Below are 16,688 nucleotides of genomic sequence, written 5' to 3'. Positions count from 1 at the left end.
TTGATATGGCCATTGCTGCCGCGCCAACATCCCGTCCCATTTGAGGGGTGGCCGACCACTGTTGAAGAGGCGAAGTCGCGCTTGTCGCGCCGATGTTGCTGTCCGACATTCGGCTACACCGCGAGCAGGCTCCAGACGCTGTTCTTCGAGTCGGACAATACGGACGCCCTGAGACCGAAACCGCCGCGCGTTTGCGCGCGTTGATTGTTCAATCGGGGAGTGGGAATTGTCGATCGGGAAGATAGCCGCACTTGCATTCATCGCGCTGGCATTTGCGGGCGGCTTCCTTTTTATCGTTATCAACAAGGGAACAAACATTCGCACACCCGCGCCGGCGCCGGTGGAAGTCCTCACATCGTTCGGTGGCAAGCTTGCCATCCAATCAATCGACGATCTGCGGGTCGCCGGCCGCAAGATCGTGCTGTGCGGCGTCGCATTTACCAAGCCCCAGTCACTGCGCGCCATGGTCGCCGAGGCCATGCGCCGGGACTATCAAGGGCTCGCCTTGACATGCAAACCCGTCGGCTCGGGGACGCCATGCGACGGCAACGTCGCGCCGAAATTCCGTGACGCCGTCGTCGTGCAGTGCCTCACCTCCGACGGCACGGATCTGGCCGCAAAGCTCGTCGAGGCCGGCATTCTGTGCGGGCAGCCCGCGCAGGCGGGCTCGACCTACAAGTCTTGCGCGCCAGGCTCGTAGCTCCTGCCTTCGGACGAAAGGCCCGGTGGACGACATCAGGACGTTGTCGGCCGCGGCCTGTGCAAGGCCTCGGAGCGATTGCGAGGAACGCCGGATTGCTCGTTGGCAACCCGCTCTATTGCGGCCGGCAGTAAAGATGATACATTTCGATGCACTGATGGTGTGTTCAATCAACCACACCGAAACCAAAAATTATCTCGCATCTGCGAAACGGGTTGGAATTGACGCAAAAAGCTGTTACGCGCATTTGACTATCTTGATGGTTGGGCGGGCCTCAGGTAACGTGGGACAGAAGGATTGATGCGGATGAACCTAGTTTTGAAGAGTGCGTTGGCCGGAGTTGTTGTGTTGGCCGGCTTCGCCCCGGTGTCGTCTTTCGCGCAGGATGGATCGTGCACCTGTGCAACTGCCTATACGGGCGTAAATCCGATCGGGTCGATCGGGAATGTCAATGGTGATGTGATGATCTCGCAGGTGGCTGGCTATGGTCCGGCGCAAGCGGGAGGCGCTCTTGATTTCGGCAGCCGCGTCGTGGTTGGCGGCAAGGGGTCTGCTTCGGTTAAAGTCGGCAGCTGCAATTTGAGCGTGCCGGCCAATTCGACCCTCGACATCTCCCGCGTCGACAACAAGATTTGCCTCAATGTCCTCGGTTCTGAGCACACCGCCCAAACGGGCGGCGGTAGCACCACCAACTACACGCCGGCCATTGTGTTTGGCGGCGTAGCTCTCGGCGCTCTTGGCCTGGGTCTATCGCAGGATGATGACCACGGCCAACCCGTTAGCGACTAAACTGACCGTAGATAGGGCAACAGCAGCAGAGGCGCATGGCGCTTCTGCTGTGTGTCTGTTTCTGGCGACGGAATGGCCTTGGCCTGTATGCTGGTGTCGTAGCCGGCGTATCAGTTGGATCGCATAGGCCAAGGCGACAAGCGGATGTCTGAGGCTAGCGAATGCCGGGATGAAGGGCGAAGTGCCGGTCATCCAGGCATCATGGCCGACTCGCAATCTTTGCTTCGCTGCTTCGTGTTGGTGCAAGTTTCAGATACGCCGTCCGGTAAACGCGACGATCAAAGTCAATCCTGGGGAGGGCGGCATGTGTGTAACGCTCGATACATCAGGCGCAGCTTTTGCCGCCGATCTGGCGCTGATCATCGGCCTGCATGATGACGACAACTCTGTCCGCCGGTAGCCGGGACCTGGCATCCATCGCGTCGCATGAACTTGACAAATGCGTCACTCGCTGTCTTGCGAATGACGCATTTATCTTTTTGGGGGATGCCGTCGCTACGTTGCTTCCCTGCAGTCACAAACGCCCATGATCGATCTGCATTCCCATATCTTGCCCGGTCTCGACGACGGCTCGCCCAGCCTCGCCGAATCGCTGGAAATGGCCCGGCTGGCGGTGGCCGACGGAACGACCCACATGGCGTGCACGCCGCACGTGACGCCGGGCGTTTACGAGAACGGAACATCGAACATTGTCCGGGCGGTTCAAGAGTTGCACCAGGCGCTGCGTAGCGCCGCCATACCACTTGCTCTCTACGTCGGCGCCGATGTTCACATAGCGCCGGATCTTCCGGACCAATTGGCGGCGGGCAGCGTGCCGACCTTGAACAGGTCCCGCTATTTTCTGTTCGAACCGCCGCATCATGTCTTGCCTCCACGAATGGAGGATCTTGCTCTACGCCTCATAAACGCCGGTTTCATCCCGATTCTTACTCATCCAGAGCGTTTGACCTGGATCAAAACGAATTACGACGTTATCGAGAGGTTGAATGCGGTCGGCTGCCTTATCCAGCTTACCGCAGACTCGATTGTTGGTGCTTTTGGACGCACGGCGCTTTACTATTCGGAAAAGCTGATTGACGAGGGCAGGGTGGATATCATCGCGTCGGACACTCATAGCGCCACGCGCCGGCGCCCTGGGCTTTCACAGGCGGTTGCCGCTGCTGCCAAGCGATGTGGGGAAGACGAGGCCCGCAACATGGTATTGAAACGTCCAGGCGAAATATTGGCGAACCGTCCCATCGAGCCGGTCGGCAAAGCACGTCCAAAGAACCCAACCGCCGGCAACGCCGGCCGTTTTGGAGGATTGGGCCGCCTATTCAAGGGCGGAACAGCGTGATGGGCATTTTTCATTTCACAAAAAGCCACATAGGCACAACACTCGTCTTGCTGGCTTCGCTTGCAATGTCGGCATGCACGAGCACCTCGTCGACGACATCTGCTTCCTCGAGTTCGGTCGATGCGCTGCAATTGACGTCGTCATCGACGCCACTTTCGGGCGGCGGCGCGCTGAAGGTAGTGAAGGATCTGCCTGCACCGCAAAACACGCAGAACGGCAGCGAGCAGCCTTTGTCTCCGAACGATGTGCTCGAAGTGAATGTATTCCAGGTCGACAATTTGAGCAGAACGGTTCAAGTCGACTCTAGCGGCCAGATATCGCTTCCGCTTATCGGAACCATTACCGCGGCAGGAAAAACCGTCCGTCAGCTGGAGCAAGAGATCGAGACGGCCTACGGCGCCAATTACCTGCAGTCGCCTGATGTGACGATTTTCGTCAAGGAGTCGATTGGGCAGCGCATAACCGTCGATGGCGAAGTCAACAGAGCCGGTATCTTTCCAGTGACGAGTAACTCCTCGCTTCTTGACGCGATTGCTCTGGCAGGAAATTTCAGCCCGGTTGGGGATGCAAGCAAGGTCTTCGTCTATCGCAATATCGGCCAGAATACCTTGGTCGCAAATTACAACGTGGAGGAAATTCGTGCCGGCAAGGCCCGTAACCCGCGGATCTACGGTGGTGACAAGGTTGTCGTCTTTGCCTCAAAAACGAAGATTGCGGTGAACAATCTCAAGGACGCGCTAGGCATAGCCTCCAGTGCCGCGCGAATTGCCGTCATCCCAGGGATATAGCCCGCAGCCGGTCAGTCGAATAGGATCACTTCGCACCATGCTCGATCGCAACAGGCAGCATCAAATTGCAGGTCCAGGACATGGCCAAGCCTTGTCCGCCGACCTTTATTATGACGGCGGGCAAAACTACAGCCCCTACGGTCGCGATTATTCGGAGCAGGAACAGGGCTTCAATCCGCTCAAGCTGTTCTTTTACGTCGTCCAGTATCGGTGGCTGTTCGTCATCATGGCGGCAGCCGGGCTTGTCGCCGGTGTCATCATCACGATGATGCAGACGCCGAAATACCAGGCAACGACGCAGTTGGAAGTGCTGGTCCCTTCGGCCAAGATATTTCAAGACATCGAGGTGGTTTCTGAAAACAGCGACCTACGAGCCTTTCTCACCGCACGTGAAAAGCTTAAAAGCCGTGCGCTGGCGCAGCGTGTTGCCTTCCAGCTGGGCCTGAGCGAAAAACCGGATTTCCTCTTCCCTACGCCGAACTTCTCGCTCGGCAATATCTTGTATCGAGCTTTCGGAATTTCCAAGTCACCTTCCATTCAGGAGAAAACGCCGGAGGAGCGTGAAGAGATTGCGATCAAGCGCATTCTAAACGACCTCGCGGTCAGTCTGGTCACCAACACCAGCCTGCTTTCGATCACCTTTGTTGATCAGAATCCGAAATATGCCAGCGACATCGCCAACCAGGTCGCGCAAAGCTTTATTGACCAACGCCTCGACCAGACCAGCGAAACATCCGATTTGGCACGACAGTTCATCCAGGAACAGGTCCTGCAGGTGAAGCAGAAGCTTCAGAAGTCGGAAGAAGAACTGGTCGCGTATGCGAAGGATGCCGGCATCACGATAACCGGTGACGACAAGTCGCTGATCGGATCGAACATCGAGGCGCTGAACACCGCACTTGCGACTGCGATTCAGGATCGTCTCGATGCTGGACGTGTGGTGGACCAGATAGATAAAGGCCGCGGTTCGAGCTTGGCCCCCGTCCTGGAAAGCGAAGGTCTGCAAAAGCTCAGTGAAAAGCTGGCGGATTTGACCAGCCAGTACCAGCAGAAGCTGGGCATTCTTAAGCCCGGTTTTCCCGAAATGCAGCAGCTTCAGTCACAGATCAAGGAGTTGCAACGGCTCTATAACAACGGCGTGCTTGCCATTACAGATTCACTGCGGCTGAAATATCAGGAGGCGCAGAACAAGGAGGCCGACCTCAAGTCAAAACTTGCTGAGATGGAAAAGCAGCAGGTTATTTTCAACGACAAGAACATCAAATACACAATCCTCAAGCGCGAGGTCGATTCGAACAGGTCACAATATGACAACCTTATTGCCAAGCTGAACGAGGTTGGTGTCAGCTCCGAGCTCAAGACGCAAAGTGCGGCAATCGTCGATTTCGCGGCGGTGCCGGATCGCCCATACTCGCCGCGCTTGACCATCAATCTTGCGATCGCGATGGCTCTGTTCTTGGCGCTGAGCGCATCGATCATTTATGTCATCGAGCTGCTGAACAACACCTTTACCAGTCCTGAGCAGATCGAAAAGGAGCTTGGGTTGGCGATGCTGGGTATCTTGCCCCTCGTCGACGATCGGGAGCTCTCAGCCAGCATTGCCGATCAGAAGTCCGGGCTGTCGGAGGCCTATCGCTCGCTTAGAACGTCGCTGCAATTTTCCGGTGCGGAAGGCGCGCCACGATCGCTGGTCGTCACGAGTTCGGAGCCGTCGGAAGGCAAGTCGACCACATCGTTCAAGCTTGGGCAGGATTTTGCGGCTCTTGGCGCAAGAGTTCTCATTGTCGACGGCGATCTTCGGAAGCCGAACCTTCATCGCCTGTTTGGTCTCGACAACACGATCGGGCTCAGCAATCTGCTGACAAATACCGTTCGCAAGGAAGATCTGACGAATATCTTCAGGGCAACGAAATATCCCAATGTGACCGTTTTGACCTCTGGGACGATCCCGCCAAACCCTGCGGATCTGCTCTCCTCACCGAAGATGGCTCTGATCATAACCAATCTCGGCAAGCGTTTCGATCTTGTCATTATCGATGCGCCGCCGGTCGTCGGTCTTTCCGATGCTCCTATTCTCAGCCGGCTCGCTGAGGGCACGTTGATGGTCATCTCGACCAATCAGGTGACACGCAAGTCGGCCAAGACCGCGCTGAAGCGCCTGCGATCTGCCGGCGCAAACGTAGTGGGAGCCGCGATGTCAAAGTTTGCGGTGAACAAATTCGACTACAACTACGCCTACAAATACATGAACTATCAGTACTACAACTACGGCACGGACACGAGTACTCCGAAGATTGAGGGCAAAGTCGATGATGGAGCAGGCCAGCCCGCTTATGCAAAATCTGCGGCGTTCAAGCGTTTGGTTCGTCGCATCCGTTCTGGTGTTGGTGGCTTCCTCGATCGGGCTAAGTCGATTTCTTGAAACCGAAACGCCAACCGTCTCTCTTGCGCTGGATCCGTTCAACGTCGACGCCTTGATAGCTGAAATCACCAGCGACCTGAACGATACGAACAATGCTCCCGATCTTGATGCATTGCTTGCCAGGGCCAGAGGCGCGCTCGCCTTCAATCTGGCGGATGCGCGTCTCTATAGCCTGATTGGCGAGATCAAATACCAACAGGGCGAAAAAGACGAAGCCTATATGCTTTTCGATCAAGCCCGAAAATTGTCCAAAACAGAGATCCACGCGCTGCAGAGATCCATTAGCCGCAATATCGAAGCAGGTGATTTGCCGAAGGCCGTTGGCGAGATCGACGTATTGTTGCGGCGATGGCCGGACCAATTTTCGGCAATCGCCGCAGGCATTCCGGCAATTCTTTCAAACCCTGACGGGTACCGGGCCGTGCTGACGGCCATAGAGGCAGAGGCGCCTTGGCGAGCCAGTGTGTTTGACGTCCTTGATAAAACTCCCGGTGGGCTCGACTTGGCAAATCGGCTGCTGCTCGATTTGACCGGGTCAAGCGCACCGCCGACATCAAGCGAATTGTCTGCCGTGATCAAAGGTTATATAAGCCAGAAGGAGTATCAGCCAGCATATCGACTATTTCTTTTCAGCCTTACCGATGAAGAACGGAAACTGGCAGGATATATTTTCAATAGTGCTTTCGAGCCGGTGTCCAGCCACAAACCTTTCGATTGGCAGATCAACAATCAGTCCGGGGTGGAGATCTCGTTTGCAACGTCTCGCGATGCGGTCGAGGGCGAGGGGGGCGCGACCGTCCGGTTTCTAAACACACCGGTCAAGAGTGCGGCGCTCGGGCAATATATTGAACTCCCCCCTGGTTCGTATAAAATATCGTTGATTGCTTCCGCGAGAAACCTGAAGCTTCCAAAAGAGTTATTCTGGTCGATCCGATGCGTTGATCAGGTGAACGAAATAGCTCGCTTTAATATACCGGAGGGCACGTTCAATCGTCAGACCTTTAGCCAGGATTTTTCGGTCGGACCGGTTGCCTGCCCCATGCAATTGTTGAAGCTGGATACCGCCGCCATTGCCGAGAGCTGGCGATTTCGATATGTCGGCACTCTGGTAATGCACAAATTGAACATTGAGAGACTTCCATCTTGAACGACCGGCCGTCGGAATGGGATAAATATCTCCTCGGTACGGTCCTGTTTGTATCGCTGCTGATCGGCGGTGGTACTGCAAGCGGTCTTTACACAGACACTCTGATCGAGATCGCGGCAATAGTTTCGGCCGCGGCTGTCTTCTCGCAAACCCCCGGCCAGAGAATCCCCCGGCCCGTTCTGTGGCTGCTGGTCTTCGCTGTGGCGTTGATCCTTTTGCAAATTGTCCCACTGCCCGCGGCCATATTCAACGGGTTACGGCCGGAACTGCTGCTCGGAGATCCCTGGGTCGGAGAAAGCCGATTTCGCTTTATCAGCGTTGGGGTCGGCCGCACGGTCGAAAGTCTGCTCTATCTCTTAGCCGCAGCAGCGTTTTTTTTAGCCGTATTGCGGCTGCGTGCCGAGCAGGTCAGTGCGCTTCTTCCGTTTCTCTTCATGGGGGTTATCTGCAATGGTTTGGCAGGAGCGATCCAATATTCGCTCTCAGACGACGTCGCTATCGTCGGACTGTTGCCTTTTACGATCAATGCCGGGCTTTTTGCCAATGTGAATCATTTTTCGGCGTTGCTTTTTGTGTCTATCCCCTTCGTCGTCTATTACGGTCTGTTCCGCGGACATCTTTTGTCTGGATCTTTCGGTTTGATCGCGCTTTTGCTGCTTCTTTTGGCGGCCGGTTCCCGCGCCGGTGTTCTGATCGGGCTGGCGATCACAATATTATCCGTGATCTTTCTCTCAGCTCGTTCAAGGGTGAGTGGGTTCAGCGTTCTCCTGATTTTTATCGGGCTTTCGATCTACACGATGAGCGTTTGGACCAAGCTGGATGCACAGGCGCTCGACCCGGCGTTCGGGCGAGGCGAATTTGCGCGAACCACAATCGAGGGGATCAAGGATAATTGGGCGACGGGTGTCGGATTCGGGAATTTTCAAAAATCCTACCAAATATACGAAAGAGAGGGCATGATTTTCAAGCAATACGTAAATCATGCCCACAATGAATACCTTGAACTAGCCTTCGAAGGCGGAATTCCTGCTATCTTACTTATGGTAGGCTATTTCGCACTGCTTTTTGCTGCATTGGCCAGGGTTCGCCGCGACCCGCTTCAGAAGGCGGCATTCCTCTCGGTATCGTTTCTTCTCATTCATTCTCTGGTCGACTATCCGCTGCGAACCGAGGCGTTGGCGATGACCTTTGCCTATATGAACGCCATCATCTTTCACAAAGGATTTGCGGAACGCTTGGGCCGCAAGAGCGAGATGATCGAGATCGACCACAACGGTGACAAGCTACTTGTTCCCATCGGAACTTCGTCTTAGCCATCTCGTCGCCGCTGCTGGCCGTTGGCTGAATGAGGCGGACGACTGTCAGGCGAGCACCCTGACCGCCGGCTCCTGCCTCTCAACCCTCCCAAGCCTAATGCATGTCGCGCAAAAGTGTGCAGCGGTTTTGCGATAACGACATGCATGAAAACAAGAGCCTTTAAAGCGCGTCGCATGAGGCCGATCGAACGCGACGCGCTTTAGCCAATATTTTCCGGCACCTCCCAAGCGGCATCCGTCGCTGAGCAGGAATTTCCCGATTTTGCCGGCTGTATGGAAAATTCATTCCCGAACCATTCGGCCGCAGGCTTGTCTTGCATTGGTCTGGGCAGGAACGATCTGCTAGAACGCCTGCACGAGAATAGATTATACGGAAGTGCAGCTTGAACCGGGCGGCTAAAGGTCGCCTCCGTTGACGATACAGGCCCTTCCGTAAATGGGTACGAAAGAACGCTCACAGTCCATGAACATCGCGCTTACGCACCTTCAGCGGCTCGAGGCCGAGTCTATTCATATTTTTCGCGAGGTGGCCGCGGCTTTCGCCAAGCCGGTCATGCTCTATTCGGTCGGCAAGGATTCGTCCGTGCTCATGCACCTGGCGATCAAGGCGTTTTATCCGGCCAAGCCACCCTTTCCCTTTCTCCATGTCGACACGACCTGGAAGTTCCGCGAGATGATCGCTTTTCGCGACCAGATGCAGCAAAAGCTCGGCTTCGATCTCCTGGTCCATGTCAATGAAGACGGCGTGCGTGACGACATCAATCCGTTCGACCACGGCTCCAACACCCATACGCATGTGATGAAGACGGTGGCGCTGCGGCAGGCGCTCGACAAATACGGGTTTGACGCAGCCTTCGGCGGCGCCCGTCGCGACGAGGAGAAGTCGCGCGCCAAGGAGCGGATCTTCTCGTTCCGTAACGCCCAGCACGTCTGGGATCCGAAGAACCAGCGGCCGGAGATGTGGAAGATTTTCAACACCCGCATCGCTGCCGGTGAATCGATCCGGGTGTTTCCGCTGTCGAATTGGACCGAGCTCGACATCTGGCAGTACATTCTCCAGGAAGACATCCCGATCGTACCGCTGTACTTGGCCAAGGAGCGGCCGGTCGTCGAGCGCGACGGCATGCTTATCCTGAGGGATGACGAGCGCATGCAATTGCGGCCCGGCGAGACTGTGGAGAACCGGATGGTGCGGTTCCGCACGCTCGGCTGCTATCCGCTGACCGGCGCGATCGACTCGGAAGCCGACACTCTGGAGGCGATAGTCGGCGAAATGCTCACGGCGCGCACTTCCGAGCGGCAAGGTCGCCTGATCGACCGCGACGAAGCCGGCTCGATGGAAAAGAAGAAGCGCGAGGGGTATTTCTGAGTATGCGCCACATCATGGCCAAGAGCCTCGCCCCGACCGACGGCGTCCGCGACTATCTGGCGGCGCAGGAACGAAAGTCGCTGCTGCGCTTCCTGACCTGCGGCTCGGTCGACGACGGCAAGTCGACGCTGATCGGGCGTCTGCTTTCCGATACCAAGCAGATTTTCGAGGACCAGCTGGCCACGCTCGAGCGCGATTCGCGCAAGCATGGCACGACCGGCGACGACGTCGACTTCGCGCTGCTGGTCGACGGCCTCGAGGCCGAGCGCGAGCAAGGCATTACTATCGACGTCGCCTATCGCTTCTTCGCCACGCCAAAGCGCAAGTTCATCGTCGCCGACACGCCCGGCCACGAACAGTATACCCGCAACATGGCGACAGGTGCATCGACCGCCGATCTCGCCATCGTGCTGATCGATGCCCGCCAGGGCGTACTGCGCCAGACAAGGCGGCATTCGATCATTGCCTCGCTTCTGGGCATTCGCCACATCGTGCTCGCCGTCAACAAGATCGATCTTGTCGGCTTCGACGAGGCGGTCTTTAAACGGATCGTCGCGGATTACGGGCAGTTCTCACGTGAACTCGGCTTCCAGACGATCGTGCCCATTCCGATGTCGGCCCGCTACGGCGACAACGTTACTGGCCGTTCCGATAGGACGGACTGGTATTCCGGCCCGACTCTGATCGAACATCTCGAAACTGTCTCGGTCGACGAGGCCGCGGTCGAATTGCCATTCCGGTTTCCTGTCCAATATGTGAACCGTCCCAATCTCGATTTTCGCGGTTTCGCCGGCACCATCGCCTCCGGCTCGGTTGCGCCCGGCGACGAGGTTGTCGTCGCGAAATCGGGCAAGTCCTCCCGTGTCAGGCGCATCGTTTCGCATGGCGGCGACCTTCAGCAGGCTGTCGCCGGCCAGGCCATCACCCTCGTCCTCGACGACGAGGTCGAGGTCTCGCGCGGCAATATGCTGGTGTCGCCGGCAGCGCGGCCGCAGGTCGCCGACCAGTTCGCCGCCAACATCGTGTGGTTCGACGAACATGCATTGCTGCCCGGCCGCTCCTACATCCTGCGCACCGAGACCGACCAGACCAGCGCCACCGTCACCGACCTGAAATACCGGGTCAACGTCAACGACTTTGCCCATGAGGCGGCCAAGTCGCTTGAAATGAACGAAGTCGGCATCTGCAACATCTCGACGCGGTCGCCGATCGCCTTCGATCCGTTTGCCGAAAACCGTACCACAGGCGCCTTCATCCTGATCGACCGCATCACCAATGCCACGGTCGGCGCCGGCATGATCCTGCACACGCTGCGCCGCGCCGAAAACATCCATTGGCAGTCGCTCGATGTCGGCAAGCGCGCCCGCGCCGATATGAAGAACCAGCGGCCGGCGGTGTTCTGGTTCACCGGGCTTTCGGGCTCGGGCAAGTCGACCATCGCCAACCTCTTTGAAAAGAAGCTCTTCGCCACCGGGCGCCATACCTACATTCTGGATGGCGACAACGTCCGTCACGGCCTCAACCGCGATCTCGGCTTCACCGACGCCGATCGTGTCGAAAACATTCGCCGCGTCGCCGAAGTGGCGCGTCTGATGGCCGACGCCGGGCTGATCGTCATCGTGTCGTTCATTTCGCCGTTCAGCGCCGAGCGGCGCATGGCGCGCGAATTGATGGCCGACGGCGAATTCGTCGAGGTGTTTGTCGACACCCCCTTCGAGGAATGCGCCAGGCGCGATCCGAAGGGTCTTTATGCGCGGGCATTGAATGGCGAGATCAAGAATTTCACCGGCGTCGATTCACCATATGAGGCGCCGGAAAAACCCGAAATCCACCTCAAGACACTCGGCAGATCAGCCGAGGAGATGGTGGAGGCCCTGGAACACTGGCTGATCGAGCGTGACATTGCCGAAGACCAATATGATAGCGGCGGCGGCATCTGACGACGAAGCGATGCTCGCCGTCTTCGAGCGCCTTGCCTTAGCGGCGGGGCGCGAGGTAATGCGCGTGTTTCATGCCGGCTGCGCGGTCGACAGCAAGTCGGACAGTTCGCCGGTGACGGAGGCGGATCGCGAGAGTGAAAAGATGATCCTTACCGGGCTGCGCGCCGCATTTCCGGAGATTCCATGCGTGGCCGAGGAAGAAGCTTCGGCCGGCATCATGGCGCCGGATCTCGGCGATGCCTTCTTCCTGATCGATCCGCTCGACGGCACCAAGGAATTCGTCAACCGTCGCACCGATTTCACCGTCAACATCGCGCTGGTTCGCCATGGCGTGCCGGAGATCGGCGTCGTTTTTGCGCCTTGCACCGGGCGCTTCTTTTCCGGCCGGCCGGGCAAGGCGGAAGCGATCGAGATCAATGACGACTACGAGATCGTCGATCGCCAGCCGATTTCGGCAAGGGCCGGTGTGGCGCCGCTGACCGTCGTAGCCAGCCGGTCCCACAACACGCCTGAGACCGAGGCCTATATCCGGGCCTTGGGCGCTGCCGAGATCGTCTCGGTCGGCTCATCGCTGAAATTCTGCCTCGTCGCCGGCGCCGAGGCGGACGTCTATCCACGCTTCGGCCGCACCATGGAATGGGACACTGCCGCGGGTGACGCAGTGCTACGCGCTGCCGGCGGCATGACGCGTACGCTGGACGGTAAGCCGCTCGCCTACGGCAAGCGCAACCAGAGCGATGACGAGGATTTCGCCAATCCGCATTTCATTGCCAGCGGCAAGGCTGCCACGGCCGCTTAGGCACGATGATCAACTCCGATCCCGACTCGTCGCCCCGCAAGTGACGCTGTCGCACACGCGACGCCTAAGTGAAGCACTTATTTTCAGCCGAACCCTCGCGGCAAGGAGTAACCATCCGGTGTGGCCCGTGGCAGAGACGCCTTCGCGTGTTAGACTGCTTGCATGGAGATCGACACCGACAACATTGACGATACTGTTTTGGGCCTGCTTTGGCTGACACTGCATGCGAGAGGCGCGCCTGGAAGGAGTTGGATTGGGATGCTCTGGATCGCTTGCACGGGAAGGGGCTGATCGCGAATCCAGCAAACAAGGCGAAGTCAGTGGTTCTGACAGATGAAGGGCTGCGGCGTGCGGAGGAGCTATTCCGAACCCTGTTCACCCACCCGGCGCCATGAGCCAGAGCGCTGGACGGGCGCCTAAGCTGATAGCGCACATGGCTGAATTTCGGTACCGGCGGCGCGCTGACCGCAGGCGGGACGGCCAGTGCTCTCGCCGTGCGGCCAAATTCGTCTTCGTCACCTACGCCAACGGGCGCATCCAGTCTGTTAAGGCAGTGGCAGAGAACACCGCAGCCGCGAACCTCAAATGTCGACGGCATTGGCGCGAAATCCATCCGCAAGATGCTTTCTTGAGCGCCCCTACCACGAGAGAATTGATGGCCGATACCTTTCAACCGGAATTGATGGCAGTGACGACTTAAGGCAAGGACGCGGCCTCGTCACAACCCCATCACTTTGAGTGCCGTGGGAACCGGATAGCGGTTGCCGTCGTAGCGCAGGCTGTAGGTCCGTTTCACAGGCTTGCCGGGATGGGATTGGCATTCGCCATCCTGGTCGGGGGAGGGATTGTCGGTATCTGTCCGCTCAACCGCGGTAATGTCGTGATAGCCATGATGGCTCGCCGGGCTCATAGCCAGGCTGATCCGGCTGGAATGAAAGAATCCGGCGCAACTACCATTGCTGTCGCCGCCAGAGCCGGCCACCACGAGGCCGTCGAGCACCACGTGGAGTTCACCGCGGGCGAGAGCGTAGAGCCGCAGGTCGGTTTCAGTGAAGGGAGCGGTCAGCGAATGGTGTTCCATTTCGATGCGTAGGCCGAATGCGGTGACATCGGGGGCCAGAGCATAACGGCCGGTGTCGAATTCCACCTTGCTGATGACAATTGCATCATCGGTCATCAGACCGGGCTGGAGCAGACGCTGGCGCACCCGCAGGCTCTTCCTGTCGACGACCAGAAGCTCGATATCGCCGACATGCAGGTGGTCGCCGTTACCGCTGTCGATCAGTGGCACCGCGACCAACAGCAGGTCGTCATGGGCTGGCCAGATCTTGCAGACCAGGCCAAATGGCGCTTCGCTCTCCGGGAGCGTTGAGGCGATGCTGGTATGCGGTTCAAGCGTGAACGAGGTGCCGTCGGCGCTCTTTCGAGCCTTGGGATAGGCCTGCTGCACCAGGGCGGCGGCATCGCCGCAATCGCCCGCCGCGGCCCGGGCGGAGGACAGGCCTGCGGCGGCGAGGTCGAGGAAAAGGAAGAGGGTATGCAGCAATATTCGCATGGGTTTCTCACGTCGCAGCGCTGGATGCGGGCAGGCATGTCTACGCGAGATTGGTGGCGGCGCACAGGGCTAACGGAAGCGGCGGCATGGTCGGTTGCGGCAGGGCCGTCGGCACGGCGATAAGATTGGCGCCTCCTCGGCAGCCTCACCGCAGGAGTACCGCAGCCGACGCTGCCCTTTTTTCAAGAAACTCATTAGGCTCGCTGGGCTTGCGAGACAGCGAGAGGTGCCCGATCTGAAACAGATGCCGGACGTGAAACAATTGAGATTGCTCGGCGTCCTGGCAGCGACGGCGATCGGTCTATATGTCTGCTATCTGCTGGCGTGGCCTTTTTTGCCCGCCTTGACCTGGGCGCTCGTCCTGGCAATCATCCTGTCTCCGGCTCATCGCTGGGTTGAGCGACGGGTCGGAAATCGAAACTTGGCCGCGCTAATATCGGTGACCGTCGCGGCGATTGCCGCCGGCATGCCGCTGGTACTCGTCGCACAGCAGCTCGTTCGCGAGGCGGTAAACGGAGCCACTTATCTGGAGGAGGTCGTCCGTGATTGGGACGCAGACGGCTTCATCTCTGGCTATCCCACGCTTTCGGCTATTGCCCAATGGATTGAGAACCAATTCGATCCAGCCGGCTCCGTCGCAGCATTCGTACAATGGCTGACGGGACAAAGCACATCGCTGTTGCGTGGCTCCATCTATCAGGTCGCGATGTTCGGCCTGACATTTTATCTTCTGTTCTATTTTCTGCGCGATCGCCAACATGCCCTGAACGCCGTCGCGGGCCTTTCTCCCCTGCGCGCTCCGGAGACAGCATACATCTTGTCCCGCTTTGCGGAGACCGTCCATGCGACACTGCTCGGCACCGTGTTCGTCGCCGCCGTTCAGGGAACATTGGGTGGCCTGATGTTCTGGTGGCTCGGCCTGTCCACCCCGGTCTTTTGGGGCCTTGTCATGGGGCTTCTTGCCATCGTGCCGGTGCTCGGGGCGTTTGTGATCTGGGTGCCCGCGGCGGTCTATCTCGCACTGGAGGGGGCTTGGGCCAGCGCGGCGATATTGACCGTCTGGGGCGGCGTAATTGTCGGGGGCATCGACAATCTGCTCTATCCGATGCTTGTCGGGAATCGGTTGCGCCTCCACACGGTGGTGGCCTTCATCGGCTCGGTCGGCGGCATTGTCTTGTTCGGTGCATCCGGCCTTGTCCTCGGCCCCGCGGCGATCGCCATCACCATCAGCCTCATTGATGTGCTGAAGAATCGATTGACTGACCCGCCCGACGCGGCGACGACGCGCCCTACTGAGCTACCGCATCAGTCCGTGACGGATTGAACGCGAAGACAAGGTCAATGCTGCTCACAAATACGGTGATCTGACCGTGACCCTACCCAAGATCAAGCGCCGGAAAGGGCGGCTTGGCCTTCGAGTGATAGCGGCAAACCTGAACAACCTCTGGGCAGACATTTCAATCAAGGCAAGCACATCAGCCAGGCTGCTGTATCGCGGCGAGCTTCCACTCTGCGCCGTTCTGGCGCGTAAAGGTCCACAGTTCGGTCGTCTCCGTCGGCCGATCGGCCTGGCCCTCAATGATCTTGTCGCTGATACGATCGCGGGTCACGTCGCGAGACTCATAGCGCAAAGCAGCCGTCGCGTAGTCGCGATCACCCTCCTGCCAACTTTCCGCAATATCGGCCTCCAACAGGCTGACGTCCGACACGTCGTTCCTGACGCCCTTTTTGGCATTGTCGGCAAGTTCCTCGGACAGATAGGACACCATCTCGGGCGTCGCCAACCGGCGCAAAGCAACATGATCTTCGCGCCCGAATGCGTCCTGAACTTCCGTCAGCCTTTGCTGGAACGTGTCGAGGTCGGTTTGGGTGAGTGTGATCTCATCGGCAGCATTGGCTTGGGAAGGATTGGCTTGGCTCGTTCCGCCAAATCCTGACCCAATGCCTGGCATGGCGAAAGCTGTGGCGTTGCTCGACTCGGGCCGGGCTGCAGCGCTTCGCCCAAAGGTCCCGGTGCCCCGCGAGGCACCGGCCATAGCGGGCGCCGGGCTTTGCGCCGCCTGCGAGCGGAAAAAGCGGATCGCCAGCATGATCGCGCCGCCGATCACCAGTACCTGGAGCAAAAGACCCAACATGCCGGCCAAGCCGCCGAACCCATGGCCCAGTAGAACGCCGATCAAGCCGCCGAGCAGCAGCCCCCGCATCATCGATCCACCGAGACCGTTGAAGAAGCCTGGGCGCTGGAATGCCTGCGGCTGGCGGGCCGCATTGTTCGTTGCCGCATTGGGCGTCATCGAGCGCTCGACCGGTGCGGCAGGCTGTGGCGCCGTCCTGGTCGGCGGGACCGGCTGGAAAGTGCGCATGCCGCGACTGCCGAAGCTGCCGCCACGGCGCGCATCGGCGTGATCCACAGCGACCATGGAAAATGCCAGGAACAATCCCGCAAACAAAACTGCAAACCGTCCCGAACGCGAAATCAACATAGGCAAGTCCTCAAGTGACACTCTGTCCACCCATATGGGGTGCG

Annotated in this window: 14 protein-coding genes and 1 pseudogene; 13 read left to right on the top strand and 2 right to left on the bottom strand. The window is 58.5% G+C overall.

The genetic code is table 11. From position 1 onward, the window contains the following. The first annotated feature begins 226 nt into the window (after positions 1-226). The 12 genes and pseudogenes from NKH63_RS25455 (at position 227) to NKH63_RS25400 (ending at position 13,001) form a co-directional block, all read left to right on the top strand. Positions 227-700 carry a hypothetical protein gene (locus NKH63_RS25455; RefSeq protein ID WP_352919095.1) on the top strand — a complete coding sequence of 158 codons (474 nt, stop codon included), beginning with the start codon at positions 227-229 and terminating at the stop codon, positions 698-700. Positions 701-1,006: 306 nt separating this feature from the next. Continuing rightward, entirely contained in the window at positions 1,007-1,489 is a 483-nt protein-coding gene (locus NKH63_RS25450; RefSeq protein WP_352919093.1) for a hypothetical protein, read from the top strand. Positions 1,490-1,658: 169 nt separating this feature from the next. Then, positions 1,659-1,889, top strand: a complete 231-nt coding sequence (locus tag NKH63_RS25445; protein WP_352919091.1) for a hypothetical protein — start codon at positions 1,659-1,661, stop codon at positions 1,887-1,889. Positions 1,890-2,015: 126 nt separating this feature from the next. Continuing rightward, a complete protein-coding gene (locus tag NKH63_RS25440; RefSeq protein ID WP_352895528.1) occupies positions 2,016-2,825 on the top strand; it encodes a tyrosine-protein phosphatase in 810 nt (269 codons plus the stop codon). After that, the gene (locus NKH63_RS25435; protein WP_352919089.1) at positions 2,825-3,613 is read left to right on the top strand and encodes a polysaccharide biosynthesis/export family protein; all 789 of its coding nucleotides are present in this window, start codon (positions 2,825-2,827) and stop codon (positions 3,611-3,613) included. The genes NKH63_RS25440 and NKH63_RS25435 overlap by 1 nt, the downstream gene beginning before the upstream one ends. 37 nt (positions 3,614-3,650) lie before the next feature. Beyond that, positions 3,651-6,035 carry a GumC family protein gene (locus NKH63_RS25430; RefSeq protein ID WP_352919087.1) on the top strand — a complete coding sequence of 795 codons (2,385 nt, stop codon included), beginning with the start codon at positions 3,651-3,653 and terminating at the stop codon, positions 6,033-6,035. Continuing rightward, positions 5,923-7,182, top strand: coding sequence for a tetratricopeptide repeat protein (locus NKH63_RS25425; protein ID WP_352919085.1), 1,260 nt, complete (start codon positions 5,923-5,925; stop codon positions 7,180-7,182). Before NKH63_RS25430 ends, NKH63_RS25425 begins: the two co-directional genes overlap by 113 nt. Continuing rightward, positions 7,179-8,495: an O-antigen ligase family protein gene (locus NKH63_RS25420; protein ID WP_352919083.1), complete on the top strand. Its 1,317-nt coding sequence runs from the start codon at positions 7,179-7,181 to the stop codon at positions 8,493-8,495. The genes NKH63_RS25425 and NKH63_RS25420 overlap by 4 nt, the downstream gene beginning before the upstream one ends. A gap of 466 nt (positions 8,496-8,961) precedes the next feature. Next, positions 8,962-9,867: a sulfate adenylyltransferase subunit CysD gene (gene cysD / locus NKH63_RS25415; RefSeq protein WP_352919081.1), complete on the top strand. Its 906-nt coding sequence runs from the start codon at positions 8,962-8,964 to the stop codon at positions 9,865-9,867. A 2-nt stretch (positions 9,868-9,869) separates the two neighbouring features. Further along, positions 9,870-11,807 carry a sulfate adenylyltransferase subunit CysN gene (gene cysN / locus NKH63_RS25410; protein WP_352919079.1) on the top strand — a complete coding sequence of 646 codons (1,938 nt, stop codon included), beginning with the start codon at positions 9,870-9,872 and terminating at the stop codon, positions 11,805-11,807. Between the two features lie 10 nt (positions 11,808-11,817). Beyond that, a complete protein-coding gene (gene cysQ, locus NKH63_RS25405; RefSeq protein WP_352919144.1) occupies positions 11,818-12,606 on the top strand; it encodes a 3'(2'),5'-bisphosphate nucleotidase CysQ in 789 nt (262 codons plus the stop codon). Positions 12,607-12,768: 162 nt separating this feature from the next. Next, positions 12,769-13,001 (top strand): annotated as a pseudogene (locus NKH63_RS25400) (DUF6429 family protein). A 323-nt stretch (positions 13,002-13,324) separates the two neighbouring features. Here the strand turns inward: NKH63_RS25400 and NKH63_RS25395 are convergent. Then, positions 13,325-14,161: a PA3715 family protein gene (locus NKH63_RS25395; RefSeq protein WP_352919077.1), complete on the bottom strand. Its 837-nt coding sequence runs from the start codon at positions 14,159-14,161 to the stop codon at positions 13,325-13,327. 226 nt (positions 14,162-14,387) lie between these two features. Here NKH63_RS25395 and NKH63_RS25390 point away from each other — a divergent pair, with 226 nt between their 5' ends. Then, complete coding sequence (locus NKH63_RS25390; RefSeq protein ID WP_352919075.1) at positions 14,388-15,485, top strand: AI-2E family transporter; 1,098 nt, start codon at positions 14,388-14,390, stop codon at positions 15,483-15,485. 151 nt (positions 15,486-15,636) lie between these two features. On the opposite strand, the gene NKH63_RS25385 is transcribed toward NKH63_RS25390, so the two are convergent. Next, entirely contained in the window at positions 15,637-16,641 is a 1,005-nt protein-coding gene (locus NKH63_RS25385; RefSeq protein ID WP_352919143.1) for a TIM44-like domain-containing protein, read from the bottom strand. Between the last annotated feature and the right edge of the window lie 47 nt (positions 16,642-16,688).

It is taken from the genome of Mesorhizobium sp. M0960, assembly GCF_040319055.1.
Classification (GTDB): Bacteria; Pseudomonadota; Alphaproteobacteria; order Rhizobiales; family Rhizobiaceae; genus Mesorhizobium.
The sequence above is the reverse complement of the archived record's forward strand: the minus strand, read 5'-3'. Positions and strand labels throughout refer to the sequence as shown.